Raw genomic sequence first — 22,474 nt, forward strand, 5'->3', positions numbered from 1 at the left:
TCCTCCGTCGTGGGGTGGTCTGGTGCCTTCAGGGGCGGAGTCGGGCGGTTGCCTCCGGGAAAGGACCGAAGCGGTGGCCTCGGCGACCGGAACGCCCGCTATCAGGCCGCGGGGACGAGCAGGGTGGCGCGGCCGGGAACGACCGCCAGCGACACGGAACGGCCGATCCGGGCATCGGGCGGGACACGCACGCCGAACACGTGGCCGTGCGCGTCGACCGTGAGGCGGACGGCGTCGCCGACGAACTCGGCGTGCGTGACCTGGGCGGTCACTGCGTGGGCGTCGTCGTGGTCGGTGACGGTGAGGCTGTCGTCGCGCAGGAGCAGGCGGGTGCGGCCGTGCCGGGTCGGCCCGGTCCGCAGGTCCGACGCGGGGATCCTCCACCGGCCGCCGAGCACCGCGGCTTCGCCCTGGGAGAGTTCGGCGTCCAGCAGGACCGCGTTGGCCAGGAAGTCCGCGACGAAGGCGTCGGCGGGGTCCTCCCACAGTTCCCGGGGCGTCCCGAACTGCACCAGGGACCCCTCGCGCATCAGGGCGATCCGCGACCCCAGGGACAGGGCCTCGCGCTGGTCGTGCGTGACGATCAGCGTGGCGCACCCCGAGGAGGAGAGCATGGCGGACAGCTCCCGGCGCAGGCCGCCCCGCAGCTGCGGGTCCAGGGCCGCCAGGGGCTCGTCCAGGAGCAGGACGTCCGGTTCGACGGCCAGGGCCCGGGCCAGGGCCACGCGCTGGCGCTGGCCGCCGGAGAGCTGGTCGGGACGCCGCTCCGCGAGCTCGGTGAGCTGCGTCAACTCCAGCATCTCGGCGACCCGGCGGCGCCTGCGGTCGGCCGGGAGCCGCCGGGCGCGCAGGCCGTAGGCGATGTTGCCCGCCACGCTCAGGTGCGGGAACACCGCGTAGTTCTGCGGGACCAGGCCCACGCCCCGGCGGGCCGGATCCAGGTGCGTGATGTCGCGTCCGCCCAGGCCGATGCCTCCTTCGGCGACCGGGGTGAGTCCGGCGACCGCGCGCAGGGTGCTGCTCTTGCCGCAGCCGGAGGGGCCCACGACGGCCACGGTCTCGTCGGGCAGCACCTCCATGGACACCCCGCGGACGGCCTCGGTGTCGCCGTAGCGGATGGTCAGGTCGGACACGGTGAGGCCGGACGCGCGGGCGGCGGGGCCGGGCGCGGGAGCGGCGGGGTCGGACGCGCGGGTCCCGGGTTCACGGAGATCGGTCACGGAGTGCTCCTCAGGGCGTGCCGCCGGGCCAGCACGATGGCCGTCAGCACCGGGGCGACGAAGGCGATGAAGATGATCGACTGCGCGGACGCGGGTTCGAGCCTCTGGGTGGAGTAGGAGTCGAACAGGGCGAACGGCACGGTGGGCGTGGCGGGCGGGTTGACGAAGAAGGAGATGTTGAACTCGCCGAAGGACAGGGCGAAGACCATCGTCATCGCCTGGGTGATCGCGATGAGGCAGCCGGGGACGGTGACCGTGGCCAGGGCCCTGGCGGGCCCGGCCCCCAGGCTGCGGGCGACCTGCTCGTTGAGGCGCAGGTCGTCGTCGGCCAGCGCGGGCACCAGGGCGGCCAGGGTGAAGGGCAGCGTGAACACCACGTGGCCCATGACCAGCAGGATCCCGCTGGGGCGCAGCGCCGCGTAGGCGCTCACCAGGGCGACGCTCAACGCGATGCCGGGCACGGCCAGGGGCACGTTGACCAGGTATCCCGTCAGCCGGGTCAGCGGCGAGGGGTGGCGGGCCACCCACCAGGCCAGCGGGCCGCCCAGGGCGAGGTTGAGCACCACCACCAGCGCCGCCACGGCCAGGCTGCGGCCGATGACGGGGGCCAGCGGGGGCCAGGCGTAGGCGAACCAGTCCAGCGTGAACCCGCCGCCCCAGGGGCCCTGGGAGAAGTCGACGCTGGTGGCCACCACCAGGGTCGCCAGGATCGGGACGAGGACGAAGGCGCAGACGGCCCAGGTGACGACGCGGTTCACGAGGCCACCGCCCGTCCGACCAGGCGGCCCAGGCCGCGGCCGAGCACCAGCGCGGCGACGGCCATGGCTGCCAGCAGCACCGCCAGGGTGGAGGAGGCGGCCAGGCGGTAGCCGGTGGTCAGTTCGTTGGCGACGTTGAGCGGGAGCAGGCGGATCCCCTCCGAGAGCGTGGCGACCGTGCCGTACCCGCCCAGGGCGATCGCCGCCGCCGTGCCCCCGGTCTCGATGAGCGCGGGCAGCAGCAGGGGCAGGGTGACCGTGAACAGCACCCGCACCCTGGAGGCGCCCAGGGTGCGGGCGCTCTCGGTGAGCGAGGGCGCAAGCCCCGCCGCGGCGGCGCGCAGCGGCCCCAGGACCCGGGGCAGCGAGAAGTAGACGTAGGCCACGAGCAGGCCGGGCAGGGTGTAGGCCAGCCCCGCGAAGCCCTCCCACAGCGGCGCGAGCAGGCCGGTCCTGCCGTTGAGCACGATCGCGAAGAACCCGATGATGATGCCGGGCAGGGCGATCGGCAGGGTGAGCAGGGCGTCGGTGGCGGCCCCGCCGCCCCCGGAGCGGTCCTGCCGCGCCTGGTGCAGGACGACGGGGACGGCGATCACGAGCGTGGCCAGGACCGCCACCCCGGCGACCAGCGCCGACGCGGCCAGCGACTCGCGCACGGCCGCCGAGGACAGGGCGTCGGCGTAGTGCTCCAGGGTGGGGCCCCCGTCGGCCGGGGACCGGCCCAGGCCCAGGGAGTTGGCCACCAGCACCACGACCGGGTAGGCGCTGAACAGGCAGACGAGGGCGAGCGCCGGGAGCGCCGCGGACCACGGGGGCGGCGCGGCGCGGCGCACGCGCGCGGTACCGGGGGACACTAGAAGCCGACCTCGCTCTGGTACAGGTCGATGAACTCCTGCTGCCGCTCGCCCTGTTCGAGGTAGTCGATGGTGATCGCGCGCTCGTAGTCGGACTCGGGCAGGACCTGATCGGCGAGCTCCTCGGGCATCTGGCCGACCACCGGGCGCATGTAGCCGTCCGCGAAGAGGCCCTGGCCCTGCTCGGAGAAGTAGAAGTCCAGCAGCTCCCTGCCGTTCTCGGCGTTGGGCGAGCCCTCGACCAGGCCGACGATGTAGGGGATCTGCAGCGAGCCCTCCTCGGGGATGACGACGCTGACGTCGGCGCCCTCGTCGCGGAGCTTGTAGCCGTTGAAGTCGGTGTCGATGAGGATGGGGATCTCGCCCTGGGCGACCTTGGCGGTGGCGGTCTGCGCGGAGGTGGAGGCGCCGTTCTCCTTCAGCTCGGCCAGGTAGTCCAGTCCCGGCTGCCAGTCGGACAGGTCGCCGCCGAGCGCGTGGTTGACCGCCGTCGCGGCCGAGTAGCCCACGGCCGCCTGGGTGGGGTCGAGGTAGCCGACCTTGCCCTCGTAGGCGGGGTCGAGGAGGTCCTCCCAGCTGCTCGGCACGGGCGCGCCGTCCAGGTGGTCCTCGTTGACGATGAAGGCGATGGTGCCGGTGTGGACGGCGGTCCAGTTCCCGTCGGGGTCGCGCAGGTCCTCGGGGACCTCCTCCGCGCCCTCGGGCACGTAGGACTGCAGGACCCCGGCCTCCACGAGCTGTCCGGCGAAGGCGATGCCGGTGTAGGCGACGTCGGCGACGGGCGCGCCCTTCTCGGCCTGGAGCGCGGCCAGGGCCTGCCCGGAGTTCTTCGGGTCGTTGGGGGCCTGGATGCCGGTCTGCTCGGTGAAGGCGGCCAGGACCTCGCCGTAGTTGCCCCACTCGGCGGGGGAGTTGTAGGTGATGACGGTGCCGCCGTCGCCGGTGGCCGCTGCCTGGGGCAGGTCGGCGTTGCCGCAGGCGGTCAGGGCGAGGACGGACGTGATCGCGGCGGCGCTCAGGACGCCGCGTCCGCGGGTGAGGGTCATGGGGACTCCGGGATCGGGTCTGCGGTGCCTGCCGGACACCGCTGTGCGGAAGTGCGTGATTAAACGATTAATCAGTGCGGTGACCTGTTGTTTCGCAAACGGTGACCGGAGGTCGAACACCGGTGGAACAGCGTCCCGCGCCGTCGACCCGCCGGTGCCCGCCCCGAGCGGGCGCACGGTACTTTCGAGTCCACGGTCACAGTCCCCCCGAGGAGAGCCATGCCGGAACCGACCAAGCGCGCGACCCTGCGGGACGTCGCGGCCGGTGCGGGCGTCTCGGTCGCCCAGGCCAGCTTCGCCCTCAACGGCACCGGCCGCGTGGCCGCCGCGACCGCCGAGCGGGTCCGCCGGATCGCCGCGGAACTCGACTACCAGGCCGACGGCCGGGCCCGGGCGCTGCGCACCGGCCGACGTTCCGCCTACGGCGTGGTGATCCGCAACATGCGCAACCCCTTCTTCCTGGACGTGTTGCGCGGCATGGAGACCGTCGCGCACCGCGAGGGGGCGCTCCTGCTGATCATGAGCTCGGACTACGACCAGGAGCGGGAGAGCGCCGCGCTGCGCAGGCTCGCCGCCGAGGCGGTCGCCGGGATCGCCGTCGCGCCCATCGGGCGGCGCGACCGCCTCCTGGAGTGGATGGACCGCCACACCCACGTCCCGGTGGTGGCCTTCAACTGCACGCCCGAACCCGACCGGGAGGGCACCGCCGGCCGTCTGTCCACGGTCGGCCCCGACGACGAGGAGGCCGTCGCCCGGGCCGTGGAGCACCTGGCGGAGCGGGGCCACCGCGAGGCCGCGCTCCTGATGGCCCCCGAGCACCTGGCCGCCGACTGGGGGCGCGAGGAGGCCTTCCACCGCCACTGCGCCCGGCACGGGATGACCGCGTCGGTGGCACGCGGCCCCCTGGACTACGAGGCGGTGGCCCGCAGGTCCGCTCAGATGATGGCGCGCCCCGGGCACCGCGCTCTGATCGTCAACTCCGACCACCTGAGCGCCGCCGTCTACGACGCCGCCCGCTCCCTGGGCCTGCGCGTGGGGCGCGACGTCAGCGTGGTGGGCCACGACGACCTGCCCACCTCGGCCCTGCTGGACCCCGGCCTGACCACGATCGCCGTGGAGCGCGAGGTGCTGGGGGAGCGGATCATGGGCCTGCTCGTTGAGGGGCCCGGCAGCGCCGTTCGGCTGCCCGTGCGCCTGGTGGAGCGGGGGTCGGTCGCGGTCCTGGCGTGAGGCCGCTGCCCGCGCCCTCCTGACATCGCGGACCGCCGACGGCTTCCCGTTCCCCCCGCCGTCCGCGCCCTCCTGCCGTCCGCGCCCTCCTGCCGTCGTGGACCGTTCTCCGGGCGGTGACCACGTCCGCGGCCTGCCCGGCCGGACGATCGCTCCCGGGGCGGCGGAACTTCCGAAGCGCTCCTGGCCGCGGCTGACAGCATGGCTGACGCGGTGCTGACAGCTCTATGGCGCGCTGTCAGGGAAGGACGCTGTCAGCCGGGGGAGGACGGCTGTTCGCCGTGTCCAGGGTGTTCGCCGGGGTGTTCGTCTAAGCGTGCGAACAGGGTGGGTGGCGCTGACAGGGAAGGTCAGGGCCGGTTTCGGGTGTTCGTTGTGACGCCCCGACTTACAGCGTTTTTCCCTCTGTTGTCTGTGCGGGGGAGGGGCGGGCGAGACCGGTCCCTCCTAAGGTGAGGCCCACGTCGTTTGACGAGCGCGACGCGAAACGGCTTCCCGCGCCCGTCAGCGGTCCTGCGGCACAGTGGAGGAGGCGGACACCGCGAAATCCGTCGGAAAAAGTCGCCGCGGGATGTCGAGAACCCGCGCACGGCTCCGTCCCCGGAGTGAACACGGCCCGCGACGGGGCCGCACGGCACCCGGCCCACACGGGCCACGAGAGCGACCCACGGAGGACATCATGGCCAAGTACCTGCTGCTCAAGCACTACCGGGGCGCACCGGCATCGGTCAACGACGTGCCCATGGACCAGTGGACGCCGGAGGAGGTCTCGGCCCACATGCGCTACATGCGGGACTTCGCCGACCGGCTGGAGGGCACCGGCGAGTTCGTCGACGGCCAGGCGCTCTCCCCGGAGGGCGCGTTCGTCCGCTACGACGGCGAGGGGCGGCCGCCGGTCACCGACGGCCCGTTCGCCGAGACCAAGGACCTGATCGCCGGCTGGATGGTGATCGACGTCGAGAACTACGAGCGGGCGGTCGAACTGGCCGGGGAGCTGTCGGCCGCGCCCGGGGCGGGCGGGAAGCCGATCCACGAGTGGCTGGAGGTGCGCCCGTTCCTGACCGCGCCCCCGACCATCACGGAGTGACACACCATGGATGAGGCCCTTCTGCGGACCCTCACCCCCACCGTGATCGGAATCCTCGGCCGCCGCGGAGCGGACTTCGCCGCGGCCGAGGACGCCGTGCAGGAAGCCCTGGTCGAGGCAGTGCGCGTGTGGCCGGACCACCCGCCGCACGATCCCCGGGGCTGGCTGGTCACGGTGGCCTGGCGCAAGTTCCTCGACACCGCCCGCGCCGACACCTCCCGACGGCACCGCGAGGTACGCGTCGAGGCCGAACCCGAACCCGCACCCGGTCCGGGCGAGGCGGTGGACGACACGCTCCGGCTGTACTTCCTGTGCGCGCACCCGTCCCTGACACCGGCCTCCGCTGTCGCGCTCACGCTGCGCGCGGTCGGCGGCCTGACCACGCGTCAGATCGCGCGGGCCTACCTCGTGCCGGAGGCGACCATGGCCCAGCGCATCAGCAGGGCCAAGCGGACCGTCTCGGGCGTCCGGTTCGACCGGCCCGGCGACGTCGCCACCGTGCTGCGGGTGCTCTACCTGGTCTTCAACGAGGGCTACTCCGGAGACGTCGACCTCGCCGGTGAGGCGATCCGGCTCACCCGCCAGCTGGCGGCCGGAACCGACCACGAGGAGGCCGCGGGGCTGCTCGCGCTCATGCTGCTGCACCACGCCCGGCGCCCGGCGCGGACCGGACCCGACGGCAGACTCGTGCCCCTCGCCGAGCAGGAGCGCGGCCTGTGGGACACCCGCATGATCGCCGAGGGCGTCGGCGTGCTCCAGGCGGCCCTGGCCCGCGACCGCCTGGGCGAGTACCAGGCCCAGGCCGCGATCGCCGCCCTCCACGCCGACGCCCGGACGGCAGAGGAGACCGACTGGACGCAGATCGTCGAGTGGTACGACGAACTGGTGCGCCTCACCGACAGCCCCGTGGTCCGCCTCAACCGGGCCGTCGCGGTCGGTGAGGCCGACGGTCCGCGGGCGGGGCTGGCCGTCCTGGCGGAGCTGGACCCCTCCGTTCCCCGGCACGGCGCCGCCGCCGCGTACCTGCACGAGCGCGACGGCGACCCGGCCACCGCGGCGCGGCTCTACGCCGAGGCCGCCCGGTCGGCGCCCAACCTGCCCGAACGCGACCACCTCATGCGCCAGGCCGCACGGCTCAACGCCCGGCTGCGCGGTTGAGCGTCCCCCGGGGGCGGCGGGCGTGCAGCGACCGGGCGGGGGAGAGCCGCCCGCCCCGCCGTTGGGTCGGCCGGACCGTGCCGTGCGAAGGCGGCGGTCAGTCCAGGAGCCGTTTCCGGAGGGCGGCCAGGTCCTCCTCCGCGACCCCCGCCGCCAACAGGTAGGCGTGCGCGTCCAGCCCGCGCAGGGCGTCCAGGACAGTGTCGCGCAGGGTCAGGCCGCGCTCGGACAGCACGGCCTCGATCACGGGGCCCTGGTCCGGTTGCCCCATCGCGGCGAAGAGCGGGACGAGCTCGGTCGTGGACAGCTCGTAGTCGTCGGCGATCGCGTCGGCTCCGACGTCGGCCAGGGCGAGCAGCAGCAGCGCGACCAGACCGGTGCGGTCGCGTCCGGCCCCGCAGTGGAACAGGACGCCGCCCGGCTCGGCCCGGGCCAGGGCGGTGACCACCGCTGCGCAGCGTTCGGCCTTGCGGTCCAGGAAGGGGCGGTAGTAGAGCGGGCTCCCGTTCAGCCGTCGGCGGTTGACGTCCTGCCAGAACCCGACGTCCTCGACGTGGTCCAGGGCCACCTCCAGGCGCGTCATCCCCGCGGGCAGGGGAGTGGGGGCCGTCTCCGCGGGGAAGGCGGCGGACCCGCCCCGGCTCGTCGGGCCCTCACCCGGAGCCGGCCGGATCTCGTCCGGGTTGCGCAGGTCCACGACGGTGCGCACCCCCGCCTCGTGGGCGGCCCGCCAGCCCCTGTCGGTGACGAAGCGCGGGTCGGCGGAGCGGACGAAGGCGCCCCGGCGGACGCTGCGTCCGTCCCGGCTCGGCAGGCCGCCGAGGTCGCGGGTGTTGAAGAAGCCCTCCCAGGTGATCCTTCTGCTGTCGCTCATGGACGAAGAGGTACTTCACCTGACGGAGGAAGAAAAGTTCCTTGGTCCCTTGCCGGGCGGCGGTCAGACGGTCGGTGAGGAGGCCCCCGAGGCCGCGATGTGGTCCGCGAGCTGCTCGGCGGCGCTGCGGGGCTCGCGGCCGAGCAGCTCGGTCAGCAGCGGGTGGTGTCCCGCGAAGTACCCGTCGCGGGCGGCCCGCGACATCATGAGCGTCAGCCCGACCACGTGTTCGGGGACGCCGCTCGCGATCTGGTCGGCGCTCCACCGCTCGTCGTCCACGACGACGCGTTCGATGTCGCGGCCGGTGAGTTCGGAGGCGATCCGGGCGAAGTCGCCGAGGGTGACGGGCTCGGGCGGAGTGAGGGTGACCGGGCCGTCGAAGGAGCGCTCACCGGTGAGGATGACCGCCGCGGCCTCGGCCAGGTCGGCGCGATCGGCCCAGGGGAGGGGGCCGTCCGCCGGTTTGGCGATCACCCCGGTCCGCTGCCACGGGCCGAGCAGGAGGTCGAGGCTGCCGAAGAACCCGTAGCGCAGCGCGGTCCAGGCGGTCCCCGACCCGGCGAGGACCGCCTCGGTGGCGGCGTGCAGGCGCGCCGGGAGGTAGGGGCTGTCGGCGGCGGCGCCGTGCTGGCTGGTGTAGAGGATCCGCCGGGCGCCGGCCGCGACGGCCGCCTCGATCGCGACGCGGTGCTGTCCGACCACGTCGGACTCCGTGTCGCTGGAGGACACCAGGAGCACCTGGTCGGCTCCCTCGAAGGAGTCGCGCAGCGCGGCCGGGTCGTCGTAGGAGCCCTGGCGCACGCGCACCCCGCGGTCGGCGAGGTGCCGTGCCCTGGTGACGTCGCGCGCGCTGACGCCGATCCGGTCGGCCGGGACGCGCCTGAGGAGGTGCTCGACGGTGGCTCCGTTGAGTGCGCCGGTGGCGCCGGTGACGACGATCATGTCCGTGGTCCTCTCCATGTGTGTTCGTGCCCGCCCCGGTGGGCGGGTCGCGGCGACGGGAATCCGGTGCACCGACGGGGTGCGCGTACGGCGGTCCCCGGGCCCGGGCGGAAGCGGCCCGGACGCGGCGGTCGGGCATCCGCACTTAAGTTGACTGGCATGGTCAACTTCGCTCGCGCCAACGACATTAAGTAAACTGACCAAGTGAGTCAAGTTGTTGTGTCGGCAACGGGGGACGGTGGGTGGCCATGACCGGTGCGGCGTCTTCGGGGCCCCGTCTGCGGGCGGACGCCAAACGCAACGCCGAGCAGATTCGGCGCGCCGCGATCGATGCCTTCCAGGGGCGGGGCCTGTCCGTGCCGCTGGAGGAGGTCGCCCGGGCGGCCGGGGTGAGCAAGGCCACGATCTTCAACCGGTTCGGCGGCAGGGTCGGCCTCATCGAGGCCGTCGTCGAGGAGGTGGTCGCGGCCGAGCTGTACGCCGCCATCGACCGCACCCGGGCCCTGGACGACGCCGGGGAGCGGATCGCCCACTACGTCACCGCGATGCGCGACCTCCTGTACCGCCAGCCCGCCGCGGTCGACCTGCTGTTGCAGGCGTATCCGCACTCGCGGCGGCTCCTGGAGATCTGCCGGGCCGCGGGGGAGATCAACGGCGAGCTCGTCGCGGCGGGCCGGGCCCGCGGCGCACTGCGTCCGGAGTTCGAGGAGGACGACCTCCACGCGATCGTCGTGGACACCGCGCTCGCCCTCAAGCACGGGACCCGCCCGCCGCGGGAGGACTACGACCGCCGCACCGCCTTCCTCCTCGACGGGATACGCGGGCGCCGGGAGTCCGCCTGACCCCCGGGGCGCATGCCTCGGGGGCGAGGGGGCGAAACGCCCGAGCGCGCGGGGTGCGGCGCGCTCGGGCGATCTTATGAATCTACGTCGTAAAGGCCGCGGTTCTCAATATCCGGCTTCATCCGAACCCCATGTCCCTCACTCCAGAACGCCGAAGGCCTGCCCGTCCTCGGGCAGCACCTGGCCCCCGTCGACCACGATGCTCTGCCCGGTGATGAAGGAGGCGCCGGGACCGGCCAGGAACAGGCAGGCCGCGGCGATGTCCTCGACCTCGCCGATGCGGCCGAGGGGGATCGCCGCGCGCATGCGCTCCAGGTAGTCCGGCCCCAACTCCTCCAGGCCCTCGGTGCGCACGTTGCCGGGCAGCACCGCGTTGACGGTGATACCCCGGGGCGCGAGTTCCACCGCGGCGCTGCGCATGAACCCGAGCTGGGCGGCCTTGGTGGCACCGTAGTGGGACCAGCCCGCGTATCCGGTCAGGGGTCCGGTGATGGAGGAGGTGATCACCACGCGCCCCCGCCCGGAGGCCGTCAGGGCCTCCACGGCGGCGCGCACCGTCAGCACGGTGCCCTTGACGTTGGTGTCCACGACCCGGTCGAGTTCGCCGGGGTCCATCGACACCAGCGGGGACGAGGGGAAGATCCCGGCGTTGGCGCAGACCACGTCCAGACCGCCGGTGCGCCGCACGGCCTGCTCCACGACGCGTTCGCAGTCGTCGGCCCTGGCCACGTCGCCGACCACCCACTCCGCCCCCGGGACGCCCCGGGCGGCCTCGCGCGTCCGGGCCTCGTCGCGGCCGACGATCACCACCCGGTCCCCGGCCTCGGCGAACCCCTTGGCGATACCGAGCCCGATGCCCCGGCTCCCGCCGGTCACCAGAACTGATCTGTCCACGGTCGGCTCCTGCCCTCAGGTCGAACGCTGCTCCGTCCCGTCCAGGATTCCGTACGGGGGCGCGCTCTCACCCGGCTTTCCGGTGATCGGACGAGGGCTGTGCGCTGCTCCCGCCGCCGACCCCGGCCCCGACCGGCCGCGGTCCGCCGAGGGACGCCTGAACCACCGACGCCCGGCTTCCGGCGCACGGACTCCCGCCACCCCGGCTCACGGCAGAGCGGCCGGTGAACGCCGGACAGCCGGACCCCGCGTCAGCCGCGGGCCGCGCGCGGCGGCGCGAGGGAGTCGGTGATGCGCACCTCGGTGGGCAGCCTGCGCCCCCGGGGGCGGGCCCCCGCAGGCCCGTCGACCAGCTCGACCAGTGCCGACACCGCCGCGCGGCCCAGCTCGTCCGCCGGGGCCAGCACCGCCGAGATCGGCGGCCCCGGCAGGTCGGCCAGGGCGATGTCGTCGGCCGCGGCCACACTGATGTCCTCGGGCACCCGCACTCCCATGCGGCCGAACTCGAACATCGCTCCCAGCAGCAACAGGCTGTTGTAGACCAGCATCGCCGTGCAGCCCGAGTCCACGATCTCCCGCGCCGCCGCGGCCCCCTCGGCGAAGGCCGGTCGCACGGGCCCGAAGACCCGCACCCGCAACCGGGACCGGGCGGCGTGCTCCACCAGCTCCTCGCGCCTGCGCCGGTCCATCCACGAACTGGGCGGCCCCGCCAGGTAGGCGACGTCGCGGTGACCCAGCTCCACCAGGCGGTCGTAGACGGTGCCCAGACCGCCGGGGGTGTCCACGGTGAACGAGGTCAGTCCGGGCACACGGCGGTTGATCACCACCAGCGGCTTGCGCCGGTGCGCCTCCTTCAGGTCGGCGGCCGAACCCACCGGTGACTGGAGCGCGAACCCGTCCACCTGGCTCTCCAGCTCGCCGAGCACCTCGGCCTCGCGGGCCGCGTCGCCCCCGGTGACGGCGATGATCACCCGGCGTCCGCTCCTGCCCGCCAGCTCCTGCGCGGCGGTGGCGGTGGTGGAGTAGAAGGGGTTGTCCAGGTCGGGGACGAGCAGGGCGAAGAAACCGCTGCGGCCCGTGGTCAGCGCCCGCGCGGCCGGGTTGGCCCGAAACCCCAGCCGTTCCGCGGCGGCGCGCACCCGGAGCAGGGTGGGCTCGGAGACCATGGACGGCCGCGACAGGGCCCGCGAAACGGTGGACGCCGACACACCGGCCTCCCTGGCCACGTCGTCCAGACTCGCCATTGCAGCTCCTCACACCCGGCGGTGCCCCCTGTCACACTCGCGACCCGGGGGTTGGCTCATGTCCCCGACACAGGCTACGGTGTGCAAGCGCTTGTGCAAGCGCTTGCAGATGTTTCCGCAGATGAACCGCTGTTCGGATCAGGCATCGTGCAGACGAATCCTCGCGCAGACACGGCACCGCGCAGCTCGGGCGCCGTGCCGAACCCAGACCGTCCCCTCGACAGCGACCGGGAGTGGAATTGCCCCGCCCGTCACCCACCGTCGGCGCCGACGCGGCCGCTCCGCGCCGCGGCCGCCTTCCACGACCACCCGTCACGGTCCTGCTGGTCCCGGGGCTGGCCGTGGTCCTGTTCGCCTTCTGCTACCCGGTCGTGGCCACCCTGGCCTGGCCGCCCGACGGCGACCCCGCCACGGTCGCGCGCGAGACGGGCGGCCTGCTCACCGACCCCTACCTGCTGCCCGTGGTCGCCCGCACCGTCCGCGTCGCCGTGGTGACCACCGCGCTGTGCCTGATCATGGGCTTCCCGGTGGCCTACCTCATCTCCCGGGCCCCCGGCCGCTGGCCCGGCCGCCTCCTGGCCCTGGCGATCTTCCCGCTGCTGCTCAACACCGTCGTGCGCACCTACGGCTGGATCATGGTCCTGGGCGGCAACGGCCTCATCAGCGGCGTCAGCGAGGCCCTGGGAATGGGCCGGGTCCAGCTGCTCTACACCGAGACCGCCATCGTGCTCGGCCTGGTCCAGCTGTTCCTGCCGCTGATGATCCTGTCCTCCTACTCCAGCCTCGCCCAGCAGGACCACCGCCTGGAGGACGCCGCCCGCGGCCTGGGCGCCTCGCCCGGCCGGGCCTTCCGCACCGTGGTCTTCCCGCTCGCCCTGCCCGGCGTGCTCGTGGGCTGCACGCTCGTCTTCGCGGGCGCGGTCACCGCCTTCACCACGCCCCAGCTGCTCGGCGGGCCGCGCGAACGACTTCTGTCCACCCTGCTCTACAGCCGGGTCAACGTCAGCCTCGACTGGCCCTCCGCCAGCTCCGTCGCCCTGGTGATGACGGTGCTGGTGCTGGCGGTCAGCGCGCTGTCGGGCCGGCTCGGCAAGATCGGGAGCACCACCTCATGATCCTGAGACGCCCCTTCCTGTCGCTGCTCGCGGCGGCGGCCTTCGTCCTCATGCTCGGCCCCGTGGTGATCCTGATCGGGGTCGCCTTCACCGCCGGGAGCACCCTGGCCTTCCCGCCCGAGGGCCTGTCCCTGCGCTGGTTCGCCGCCGCCCTGGACTACGGGCCCTTCATCGACTCCTTCGGTACCAGCGTCGCCGTGGCGCTGGCCTCCACCGCGATCGCCCTGCTCCTGGGCGTTCCGGCGACCCTGGCTCTGCACCGGGGCAACCCGCGCGGGCGCAGGCTGATGGAGAACCTCTTCTTCGCCCCGATCGTGGTCCCCGAACTGGTCCTGAGCCTGGCCCTGTTCCAGCAGCTCATGGTGGGCATGCGCGTCACCGCGCTGGGCGCGCTGATCGTCGGCCACACCGTCCTGCTGCTGCCCTACACCGTCCGCGTCGTGGGCGCCTCGCTGTCGCTGGCCGACGCGCGCCTGGAGGAGGCCGCACGGGGGCTGGGCGCCGGACCGGTGCGCGCCTTCTTCACCGTGACCCTGCCGGTCATGGCGCCGGGCATCCTGTCCGCCACCATCCTGGCCTTCATCACCTCCCTGAACAACGTTCCCCTGTCCCTGCTGCTCACCGGCCCGGGCGTGGCGACGCTGCCGGTGGAGATGCTCAACTACGTCCAGTCCTCGTTCGACCCGGTGGTCGCGGCGGTCAGCGTGCTGCTCCTGGTGCTCAGCGTCGCGGTCGCCTTCGCCACCGAACGCATGGTCGGTTTCACGAAGGTCTTCGGCCGCTAACCGGGAAGAGAAGGACACACCACATGACACCCGTCGTCGAACTCGACCGCGTCACCCACCGCTTCGGCGGACGCAAGGGCAAGGACGGCCCCGCCGCCGTCGCCGACCTGGACCTGGCCGTGCAGCGCGGCGAGTTCACCACCCTGCTGGGCCCCAGCGGCTGCGGCAAGACCACCACCCTGCGCATGATCGCCGGGTTCCTCCAGCCCACCTCCGGCAGGATCCTGCTGGAGGGCGAGGACGCCACCCGCACCCCGCCGGAGAAGCGCAACATCGGCATGGTCTTTCAGTCCTACGCGCTCTTCCCGCACATGACCCTGCGCGACAACGTCGGCTACGGGCTGCGCACCCGTAAGATCGCCGCCCAGGAGGTGACCAGGCGCGCCGGTGAGGCGCTGGACCTGGTGGGCCTGGCCCATCTGGCCGACCGCAAGCCCGCCGAGCTGTCGGGCGGCCAGCAGCAGCGCGTGGCCCTGGCCCGCGCCGTGGCCATCCGCCCCTCGGTGCTGCTGCTGGACGAGCCGCTGTCCAACCTCGACGCCCAGCTGCGCGTGCAGATGCGCCGCGAACTGCTGCGGGTCCAGCGCGAGACCGGGCTGACCGCCGTCCTGGTCACCCACGACCAGGACGAGGCGCTGGAGCTGTCCGACACCATGGTCATCCTCAACGAGGGGCGCCTGGAGCAGCAGGGCGCGCCCCGGGAGGTCTTCCCCGCGCCCGCCAACCGCTTCGTCGCCGAGTTCCTGGGCTACGACAACTTCCCGCGGGTGCCCGGGCACGGAGCCGTCACCATCCGGCCCGAGCACGTGCGCCTGCTGCCCGCCGGAACCCGCGAGGGCGAGGGCGAGACCGGCCTGGACGGCACCGTCGGCGAGGTCACCTTCCAGGGCAGCAACTGCCTGGTCGAGGCCCGCATCGACGGTGTCGAGGGGCCCGGGGCGGTCCTGCGCTCCCTGCACCCGGCCGACGACCTGCGTCCCGGCGACCCCGTGCGTATCGCCCTGCCCGACCGCCACCTGGTGGAACTCACCGAGGAGACCGGATGAGCCGCCCCGCACGCACGCGCCGCGTGCTCGCCGCGCTCGCCGGGACGGCGGCGCTGGCCCTGGTGAGCGCCTCCTGCGCACCGGTGCGCGAGGACGACCCCGACACGCTGGTGGTGAGCACCTTCGCCTTCGCCACCGAGGAGTTCACCGAGGTGGTGGCCGACCCCTTCGAGGCCGAGACCGGGATCCGGGTGGTCCTGGACACCGGCAACAACGCTGGGCGGCTCACCAAGCTCAGGATCAACGCCGAGACGCCCGACACCGACGTCGTGCTCATCTCCGACTACTACGCCCAGATCGGCAAGGACATGGGGCTGTTCGCCCCCGTCGACCCCGCCGACGTGCCCAATCTCGACGCCATCCAGCCCTGGGCGGTGGACCCGGACGGGTACGGCCCCGCCTACACCTTCCAGCTCCTGGGCCTGCTCTACCGCACCGACCTGGTCGAGGAGGCCCCCGACTCCTGGGACGACCTGTGGGCCAAGCCCGAGGCGGGGTACGTGCTGCCCGACATCTCGGTCTCGGCCGGACCGATGTTCGTCCTGGCCGCGGGCGAGCACTTCGGTTCGGGCCCCTCCGACCCCGACGCCGGGTTCGAGGCGATGGGCCGCATCGGCTCCGACGCGCTCCAGTTCTACACCGGCTCCACCGAGCTCACCAGCCTGCTCGAACGCGGTGAGATCGCCATGGCGCCCGGCCTGGACAACTTCGCCATGGGCTCGGTGGAGGCCGGGCAGCCGATCGGCTTCGCCGCGCCCGAACAGGGCCGGGTGATGACCGCCAACACCGTCCAGGTCGTCAACGGCGCGCCCAACGAGGCCGGGGCCCTGGCCTTCGTCGACTTCCTGCTGCGCCCCGAGATCCAGGAGGGGATGGCCGAGGCCCTCTACGACAAGCCCGTGGCGCTGGAGGCCGACCCCACCCCGCTCATGGAGCGGGTGTCGGGGCAGGCCGCCTCCTCCCCGTCCGACAGCGGCTACCACCAGGGCGACCTGGCCCTCATCGCGCAGGAGCGCTCCACCTGGCTGGACCGCTTCACCGAGGAGGTGGCCCGGTGAGCGTCCCCGTCGTGATCGACTGCGACCCCGGCGTCGACGACGCCCTCGCCCTGCTGCTCGCGCTGGCCTCCCCGGAGCTGGAGGTGCGGGGGGTGACCACGGTGGCCGGGAACGCCTCCCTCGCCGACGTGGACCGCAACGCCGCGCACGTGCTGGACCTGGCCGGCGCCCCGGCCGACCTGCCGCTGGTGTCGGGGCTGGCCGGGCCGATCTCCCGGACCGCGCGCCTGCGCGACGAACCCATGCACGGGGCCGGCGGCCTGGGTGGGCTCGTCCCCGCCTCGCCGCCCCGGGCGTTCGGCCCCGGCCACGCGGTCGACTGGCTGGCGGAGCAGGCCCTGGGATCGCCGGGGGAGCTGACCCTGGTGGCGATCGGCCCGCTGTCCAACGTGGCCGCCCTGCTCGCCCGCCACCCGCAGGCCGGAGCGGCACTGCGCGAGATCGTCGTCATGGGCGGCGCCGCCTTCGCCCAGGGCAACATCACCCCGGCGGCGGAGTTCAACTTCCACGCCGACCCCGAGGCCGCCCGCTACGTCCTGGAGTCGGGCCTGCCCGTGCGGATCGTGGGCCTGGACGTCACCCGCGCCGCCCTGTACCCGCTGAGCCGGGCCGAGGAGCTGGCGGCGCTGCCCGGCACCGCCGGGATCGCCGGAGCACTGCTGCGCGACTACGCCCTGCGCTACCTGGACCGCTTCGGCGTCGCCGCCGTGCCGGTGCACGACGCCCTGGCGGTGGCCGCCGTCGCCCACCCCGAGCTGCTGGGCTGGGAGGAGGGCACCGCCTCGGTGGAGTGCGCCGGGGAACTCACCCGGGGCGCCCTCGTGGCCGACCTGCGCACCCCCGGACGCGCACGCCACGTGCGCGTGGCCCGCACCGTGGACGCCGACGGGTTCGCCGACCGCCTCACCGAGGGCATCGCCGGCTACGCCGCAGAACCGAACGACAGCGCGCGGACGCCGTGAACCGCGACCGCGCACCGGAAGGGGAACCGACTCCGATGCTCACCGCAGACCTGCTCATCCGCGGCGGAGACGTCGTCTCCGTCCACACCGGCCAGGTGTGGCGGGCCGACGTCGCCGTGGTCGGCGACGCGATCCGCGCGGTGCTGCCGCCGGGAACCCCGGTCGAGGCCCGCCGGACCGTCGACGCCGACGGGCTCGTGGTCGCGCCCGGGTACGTGGACGCGCACATGCACATCGAGAGCTCCCTGCTGGCCCCGGCCGAGTTCGCCCGGGTCACGCTCGCGCGCGGCACCACGACCGTGCTCGCCGACGCCCACGAGATCGTCAACGTCGCCGGGCGCGAGGGGCAGGCGTGGATGATCGCGCAGGGCGAGTCCACCGGGCAGACCATGCGCTGGGCGGTCCCCTCGTGCGTGCCCGCGCTCGACGGGTTCGAGACGGCCGGGGCCCGCCTGGACGCCGACGACGTCGCCGAGATGCTGGACTGGGAGGGGGTCACCACCCTGGGCGAGGTGATGGACTACCGCGCGGTGGTCTCCGGCGACCCCAGGATGGGCGCCATCATCGCCGCCGCCCGCAGCCGGGGCGTGCGCCTGGACGGGCACTGCCCCAACCTGTCCGGTGCCGAGCTGGGCGAGTACCTGTGGGCCGGGATCGACTCCGACCACTGCAAGAACACCGCCGAGGTGGCGGTGGAGAAGGCCCGCCTGGGCATGCTGCTGATGCTCCAGGAGAAGTGCCTGACCCCCGAGGTCGTGCGGGCGCTGCTGGACCTGCCGCACCTGCCCGACTTCTGCCTGGTCACCGACGACATCGTCGTGGACGCGATCGTGAGCACCGGCCACCTGGACCGGGTGGGGGCGGTGGCACTCGAACGCGGACTGCCGCCGCTGGCGGTGCTGCGGGCGCTCACGCTCCAGCCCGCGCGCAGGCTCGGCCTCGACGACCGGGGGACCGTCACCCCGGGCAAGCGCGCCGACCTGGTCCTGCTGCGCTCGCTCACCGAGCTGACCCCCGTGGTCGCGATCGCGGGCGGCGCGGTCGTGGGCCGCGACGGCGCCCCGCTCACCGGCCCCGGACCCGCGCCGGACCACCCGTTCGGCGGCACGGTGCGCATCAGCGCTCCCGACGCGCAGACGGCCCGCTGGCGGGTGGACCTGCCCGACGGCGACCACGCCTTCCGGGCGCTGCGGGTGAACCCGGTGGACACCTACACCGAGCCGGACGAGGTCGTGCTGCCCGTGCGCGGGGGAGAGGTGCACTGGCAGGGCCGGACCGCGGTGGTGGCGGTCTTCGAGCGCCACACCGGTGCGGGCGGGGTGGCGTTCGCGCCGGTCACCGGCCAGGAACTGGGCGCGGGAGCCTTCGCCACCACCTACGCCCACGACAGCCACAACCTCACCGTCGTGGCCACGAGCGAGGAGGCGCTGCGCGAGGCCGCCGCGCGGGTGGTGTCCTGGGGCGGCGGCATGAGCCTGGTCCGCGAGGGCGGCGAGGGCGCCGGGATCGCCCTGCCCGTCGGCGGGGTCATGTCGGAGCGGCCCGCCGACGAGGTGGCCCGCGCCACCCGGGAGCTGCGCGCGGAGCTGGCGGCGTGGGGCTGGGACAACCGCAACGCCTTCATGAGCCTGTCCACCCTGACCCTGGCGGTGTCCCCGAGCGTGAAGATCACCGACCGGGGCCTGGTGCGCGTGGTCGAGCGCGCCTGGGAACCGGCGACGGTGGGCTGACGCCCGCCCGTGGAGCCGCGCCCCGGGCAGGGGCGCGGCTCCACGGGTGAGGGCCTCTCCCGCGGGCAGGGGATCGGGACGGCGGCCGTCGCGCGGCCCGCCTGATGCCGCGCTTCGCTCGGTCCGCGAGCCGGGTCGTCCCGCCGACCGCTCTCAGCCCTCGTTCCCGCCGGTGCCGCGGGGCAGGGCTGTCAGACGCGACTGCCCCACCGCGAGATAGAAGGGGGAGGGCACCACCGGGCGCCTGCCCCGTAGCAGGCGGCGCACGTTGAACTCGGCCCACTTCGGGGCGTCCCTGGTCGCGGTGTACAGCAGCACCGCCTCACCGGCCCCCTCCAGCGCGTGCAGCGCGGGCCCGTACACACCACGCGCCATCCACTCCGGCGTATCCATGTGATCGGTGTCCAGCACACGCACCGGGGCCGTCCACCCCGACCGTTCCGGGACGAGTTCGGCGGCCGTGGTGATCCACAGGCCCTGGTCGGGGAAGTGCGGTGTGCCGTGCAGGTTCGATCCCCGGGCCAGCACCATGACCCACCGGCCGCCCACGCGGTGGACGGCGTTGTCGAAGAATCCCTCCTCGGGCCCCGCGAAGACCTTCGGCGCCGACCACGACAGGCCGTCGGTGCTCTCGGTGACCCGGAGTTCGTAGTCGGGCAGCTCGCCCGGTCCGATCTCGTTCGGGTTCGCCTGGAACCACATCAGGTAGCGGCCCCGGTCGTGGACCACGAGAGGTTCCAGCACACTCATGCGGGGCGCGCTGCCGCGCAGGACGGGCTCCGCGCGGCGCTCCCACCGTCCCCCGCGGTACTCCAGGACCCCGATCGCGTAGCTGCTGCGGCTCCCGTAGTGCCGGAGCGAGGCGCGCCCGGTGTAGTAGAGGCGCGGCGGGTGGCCGTCGACGCCGGGCACGAACGAGGGCGTGTGCATCCCCGCGCGGTCCCATCCGTCACGGGGAGGGTCCACGACCAGCGGCCTCACCCGGCCGCGCGCGTCGGTGTCGAACACCCACCGTCCGCTGTCCAGTGCCTGACCGGGTGCCAGACGCGCGCGGTAGAGACGGTTGCGGAACGTCGTGGAGAAGCCGCCCAGGTACATCGTCGGGACGCCGTCGATCACGTGTACATCGGGGTCGCCGGCGCCCAGCAGCCCGCGCGGCATCGGCCCGTCGACCATGTCCCACAGTGCCGTGGACTGAGCTGGAGCTTTGATCGAGAACATGCCTGCCTCCGGGGATCGGGCACGCCGAACGGCGCGGACTCCCCCGGGGATCAGGTAGGTCGTTGCCCCGACGGTAACAGCGTCCACGCGATGAGGCCAGGGGTGTTACCACCCCTGCCGCCACCGCTCCGGGTGCCGTGAGGTCCGGGCCGCGGCTTCCCGCCGCCGCCGGGAGAGGTCCGTCTGAAAGCCGTGCGGTCCCGCGACCTCAGCCGGTGCGGCCGCCCGGGGCCCTTCCGGCCGGGTCGGCGGGCCGGGCCCCTCCGGGGGCTTCCGCCTCCAAGTGTCCCAGGGCGCGCAGCAGGTAGGGCAGGAGCCGGTCGGCCATGTCGTGGCCCGGGGAGGCGCCGGGCGCGGGCGGCACCAGGAACGTGTGGCTGACCATCGGGCCGATCACCATCTCCGCCACCACCAGCGGGTCCTGCACCGGCGGGATCTCCCCGCGCGCGACGGCGCGCTCCACCACCGCCAGCACCCGCTCCTGGAGCGGCACCACGAAGTCGCCGAAGAGCGCGTCGGCGAGCGCCTGGTTGTGCGCCGCCTCGCCCAGCACCGCGCGCAGCAGCCTCCCCGAGGACCCCTCCAGGGCGGCGGCCTTGTCGTGCAGGAGCCGGGACAGGTCCGAGCGCAGCGCGCCCGTGTCCAGGTCGGGCCCCAGGTTCTCCGCCCAGTCCCGGGCGGCTCCCAGCACCAGGTCCTCCTTGGAACGCCAGCGGCGGTAGAGGGTGGCGGTGGAGACACCGGCCCGCCGGGCGACGGCGGCCGTGGTCAGACCGCCGTACCCGTGCAGTTCGAGCTCGGCGAGGGTGGCGTCCATCAGCGCGCGGTCCCGGGAGGCGTCGCGCGGTCGGCCCCGTTGGGGGGCGCGCGAGGCGTCGGGCAGATGGTCGGTGGTCATGCCCGAATCCTATGTGAGCGGGGTCTGGGGAAACGAAAGCGTTTCGTTTAGTATCGCTCCATGACCGAGACCCAAGGCGCTCCCGCCGCCGAGGCCGCCCCCCGGCCCCCCGCCGAGCCGCTCACCCTGACCACCGAGATCCCGCCGGTGGTCGCCCGCCTGCGCGCCGCCTTCGCCTCCGGCCGCACCAAGCCGGTCGCCTGGCGCCGCGCCCAGCTGCGCGCGCTGCGCCGCATGCTCACCGAGGAGCGCACCGCGTTCGAACGCGCGCTCGGGGCCGACCTCGGCAAGAGCCCCATCGAGTCCCACACCACCGAGATCGGCTTCGTGGTCAACGAGATCGACCACACCCTCAGACACCTGGCCTCCTGGCTGCGCCCGCAACGGGTGCCGGTGCCCGTCGCCCTGGCCCCGGCCAGGGCCCGCCGCGTGCGCGAGCCCCTGGGCACCGTGCTGATCATCGCCCCGTGGAACTACCCGGTGAACCTGTCCCTGGCGCCCCTGGTCGGCGCCCTCGCCGCGGGCAACGCCGCCCTGGTCAAGCCCAGCGAACTGGCCCCGGCCACCTCCGCCGCCCTGGCCGAGCTGCTGCCCCGCTACCTGGACACCGAGGCGGTCGCGGTGGTGGAGGGCGGCATTCCCGAGAGCACCGCCCTGCTGGACGAGCGCTTCGACCACATCTTCTACACCGGCAACGGCGCCGTGGCCCGCATCGTCATGGCCGCCGCCGCCAAGCACCTGACCCCCGTCACCCTGGAGCTGGGCGGCAAGAGCCCGGCCATCGTCGAACCCGGCGTGGACCTGGCCACCACCGCCCGCCGCCTGGCCTGGGGCAAGTTCACCAACACCGGCCAGACCTGCGTGGCCCCCGACTACGTGCTCGCCGTCGGCGACACCGCCGAACCGCTCCAGCGCGAGCTGGCCGCCGCCATCACCGAGATGTTCGGCGAGGACCCCTCGCGCAGCGCCGACTACGGGCGCATCGTCAACGAGCGCCACTTCGCCCGGATCACCGCTCTGCTGGGCAGCGGCACCGTGGTCACCGGCGGACAGCACGACATCGACCGCCTCTACGTCGCCCCCACCGTCCTGGGCGACGTGGCCCCCGACTCCCCGGTGATGTCGGAGGAGATCTTCGGCCCCGTCCTGCCGGTCCTGCGGGTCCCCGACCTGGACGCGGCCATCGCCTTCGTCAACGAACGCGACAAGCCGCTGGCGCTGTACGGCTTCACCGACTCCGAGGAGACCAAGCGCCGCCTGACCACCGAGACCTCCTCGGGCGGACTGGCCTTCGGCCTGCCGGTCGCCCACCTGGCCGTCCCCGACCTGCCCTTCGGCGGCGTGGGGGACAGCGGCATGGGCGCCTACCACTCCGCGGCCTCCCTGGACACCTTCTCGCACACCAAGTCGGTGCTGGACAAGTCGCTGTTCATGGACACCATGCGCATCGCCTACGCGCCCGTCACCGAGCTCAAGCAGAAGCTGCTGCGCCGGTTCCTCTGAGTGGGGG

General features: G+C 73.8%; 21 protein-coding genes. 11 read left to right on the forward strand and 10 right to left on the reverse strand.

From position 1 onward, the window contains the following. Positions 1-101: 101 nt before the first annotated feature. From PV789_RS14080 to PV789_RS14095, 4 genes are read right to left on the reverse strand one after another with little or no spacing between them, the layout of a single operon-like run. Positions 102-1,220: an ABC transporter ATP-binding protein gene (locus PV789_RS14080; protein WP_274977856.1), complete on the reverse strand. Its 1,119-nt coding sequence runs from the start codon at positions 1,218-1,220 to the stop codon at positions 102-104. Further along, on the reverse strand, positions 1,217-1,978 hold the full coding sequence (locus tag PV789_RS14085; RefSeq protein WP_019607421.1) for an ABC transporter permease: 762 nt from the start codon (positions 1,976-1,978) through the stop codon (positions 1,217-1,219). Before PV789_RS14085 ends, PV789_RS14080 begins: the two co-directional genes overlap by 4 nt. Further along, positions 1,975-2,832, reverse strand: coding sequence for an ABC transporter permease (locus tag PV789_RS14090; RefSeq protein WP_274977857.1), 858 nt, complete (start codon positions 2,830-2,832; stop codon positions 1,975-1,977). Before PV789_RS14090 ends, PV789_RS14085 begins: the two co-directional genes overlap by 4 nt. Further along, on the reverse strand, positions 2,832-3,878 hold the full coding sequence (locus PV789_RS14095) for an ABC transporter substrate-binding protein (protein WP_274977858.1): 1,047 nt from the start codon (positions 3,876-3,878) through the stop codon (positions 2,832-2,834). Before PV789_RS14095 ends, PV789_RS14090 begins: the two co-directional genes overlap by 1 nt. A 219-nt stretch (positions 3,879-4,097) precedes the next feature. On the opposite strand from PV789_RS14095, the gene PV789_RS14100 reads away from it, so the two are divergent. From PV789_RS14100 to PV789_RS14110, 3 genes are all read left to right on the forward strand, one after another. Next, complete coding sequence (locus PV789_RS14100) at positions 4,098-5,108, forward strand: LacI family DNA-binding transcriptional regulator (RefSeq protein WP_274977859.1); 1,011 nt, start codon at positions 4,098-4,100, stop codon at positions 5,106-5,108. Between the two features lie 679 nt (positions 5,109-5,787). Further along, entirely contained in the window at positions 5,788-6,195 is a 408-nt protein-coding gene (locus PV789_RS14105) for a YciI family protein (RefSeq protein ID WP_274977860.1), read from the forward strand. A 6-nt stretch (positions 6,196-6,201) separates the two neighbouring features. After that, positions 6,202-7,353 (forward strand): RNA polymerase sigma factor, encoded by a 1,152-nt coding sequence (locus tag PV789_RS14110; protein WP_274977861.1) that lies wholly within the window; start codon positions 6,202-6,204, stop codon positions 7,351-7,353. A gap of 97 nt (positions 7,354-7,450) precedes the next feature. On the opposite strand, the gene PV789_RS14115 is transcribed toward PV789_RS14110, so the two are convergent. Next, complete coding sequence (locus tag PV789_RS14115) at positions 7,451-8,227, reverse strand: tyrosine-protein phosphatase (RefSeq protein WP_274977862.1); 777 nt, start codon at positions 8,225-8,227, stop codon at positions 7,451-7,453. 63 nt (positions 8,228-8,290) lie between these two features. After that, positions 8,291-9,169 (reverse strand): NmrA family NAD(P)-binding protein, encoded by an 879-nt coding sequence (locus PV789_RS14120; RefSeq protein ID WP_274978137.1) that lies wholly within the window; start codon positions 9,167-9,169, stop codon positions 8,291-8,293. A gap of 248 nt (positions 9,170-9,417) precedes the next feature. Here PV789_RS14120 and PV789_RS14125 point away from each other — a divergent pair, with 248 nt between their 5' ends. Next, entirely contained in the window at positions 9,418-10,011 is a 594-nt protein-coding gene (locus tag PV789_RS14125; RefSeq protein ID WP_274978138.1) for a TetR/AcrR family transcriptional regulator, read from the forward strand. A gap of 138 nt (positions 10,012-10,149) precedes the next feature. Here the strand turns inward: PV789_RS14125 and fabG are convergent, their stop codons facing one another. Continuing rightward, the gene (gene fabG, locus PV789_RS14130) at positions 10,150-10,905 is read right to left on the reverse strand and encodes a 3-oxoacyl-ACP reductase FabG (protein ID WP_274977863.1); all 756 of its coding nucleotides are present in this window, start codon (positions 10,903-10,905) and stop codon (positions 10,150-10,152) included. 251 nt (positions 10,906-11,156) lie between these two features. Then, the gene (locus tag PV789_RS14135) at positions 11,157-12,149 is read right to left on the reverse strand and encodes a LacI family DNA-binding transcriptional regulator (RefSeq protein ID WP_212639963.1); all 993 of its coding nucleotides are present in this window, start codon (positions 12,147-12,149) and stop codon (positions 11,157-11,159) included. 233 nt (positions 12,150-12,382) lie between these two features. Between PV789_RS14135 and PV789_RS14140 the strand changes: the two genes are divergently transcribed. The 6 genes from PV789_RS14140 to PV789_RS14165 are packed head-to-tail and all read left to right on the forward strand — an operon-like array spanning position 12,383 to position 18,845. Beyond that, positions 12,383-13,264, forward strand: a complete 882-nt coding sequence (locus tag PV789_RS14140) for an ABC transporter permease (RefSeq protein WP_274977864.1) — start codon at positions 12,383-12,385, stop codon at positions 13,262-13,264. Next, positions 13,261-14,049 (forward strand): ABC transporter permease, encoded by a 789-nt coding sequence (locus PV789_RS14145; RefSeq protein ID WP_274977865.1) that lies wholly within the window; start codon positions 13,261-13,263, stop codon positions 14,047-14,049. Before PV789_RS14140 ends, PV789_RS14145 begins: the two co-directional genes overlap by 4 nt. A gap of 23 nt (positions 14,050-14,072) precedes the next feature. After that, the gene (locus tag PV789_RS14150; RefSeq protein ID WP_274977866.1) at positions 14,073-15,095 is read left to right on the forward strand and encodes an ABC transporter ATP-binding protein; all 1,023 of its coding nucleotides are present in this window, start codon (positions 14,073-14,075) and stop codon (positions 15,093-15,095) included. Continuing rightward, positions 15,092-16,153, forward strand: a complete 1,062-nt coding sequence (locus PV789_RS14155; protein ID WP_274977867.1) for an ABC transporter substrate-binding protein — start codon at positions 15,092-15,094, stop codon at positions 16,151-16,153. Before PV789_RS14150 ends, PV789_RS14155 begins: the two co-directional genes overlap by 4 nt. Continuing rightward, entirely contained in the window at positions 16,150-17,115 is a 966-nt protein-coding gene (locus PV789_RS14160) for a nucleoside hydrolase (protein WP_274977868.1), read from the forward strand. The genes PV789_RS14155 and PV789_RS14160 overlap by 4 nt, the downstream gene beginning before the upstream one ends. A 35-nt stretch (positions 17,116-17,150) precedes the next feature. Continuing rightward, positions 17,151-18,845 (forward strand): adenine deaminase C-terminal domain-containing protein, encoded by a 1,695-nt coding sequence (locus PV789_RS14165; RefSeq protein WP_274977869.1) that lies wholly within the window; start codon positions 17,151-17,153, stop codon positions 18,843-18,845. 153 nt (positions 18,846-18,998) lie between these two features. On the opposite strand, the gene PV789_RS14170 is transcribed toward PV789_RS14165, so the two are convergent. Then, the gene (locus PV789_RS14170) at positions 18,999-20,066 is read right to left on the reverse strand and encodes a hypothetical protein (protein WP_274977870.1); all 1,068 of its coding nucleotides are present in this window, start codon (positions 20,064-20,066) and stop codon (positions 18,999-19,001) included. Between the two features lie 208 nt (positions 20,067-20,274). Beyond that, on the reverse strand, positions 20,275-20,964 hold the full coding sequence (locus PV789_RS14175; RefSeq protein ID WP_274977871.1) for a TetR/AcrR family transcriptional regulator: 690 nt from the start codon (positions 20,962-20,964) through the stop codon (positions 20,275-20,277). 60 nt (positions 20,965-21,024) lie between these two features. Between PV789_RS14175 and PV789_RS14180 the strand changes: the two genes are divergently transcribed. Further along, entirely contained in the window at positions 21,025-22,467 is a 1,443-nt protein-coding gene (locus PV789_RS14180) for an aldehyde dehydrogenase family protein (protein WP_274977872.1), read from the forward strand. Positions 22,468-22,474 lie beyond the last annotated feature (7 nt).

The sequence above is a fragment of the Nocardiopsis camelliae genome (genome assembly GCF_028993595.1).
GTDB lineage: Bacteria > Actinomycetota > Actinomycetes > Streptosporangiales > Streptosporangiaceae > Nocardiopsis > Nocardiopsis dassonvillei.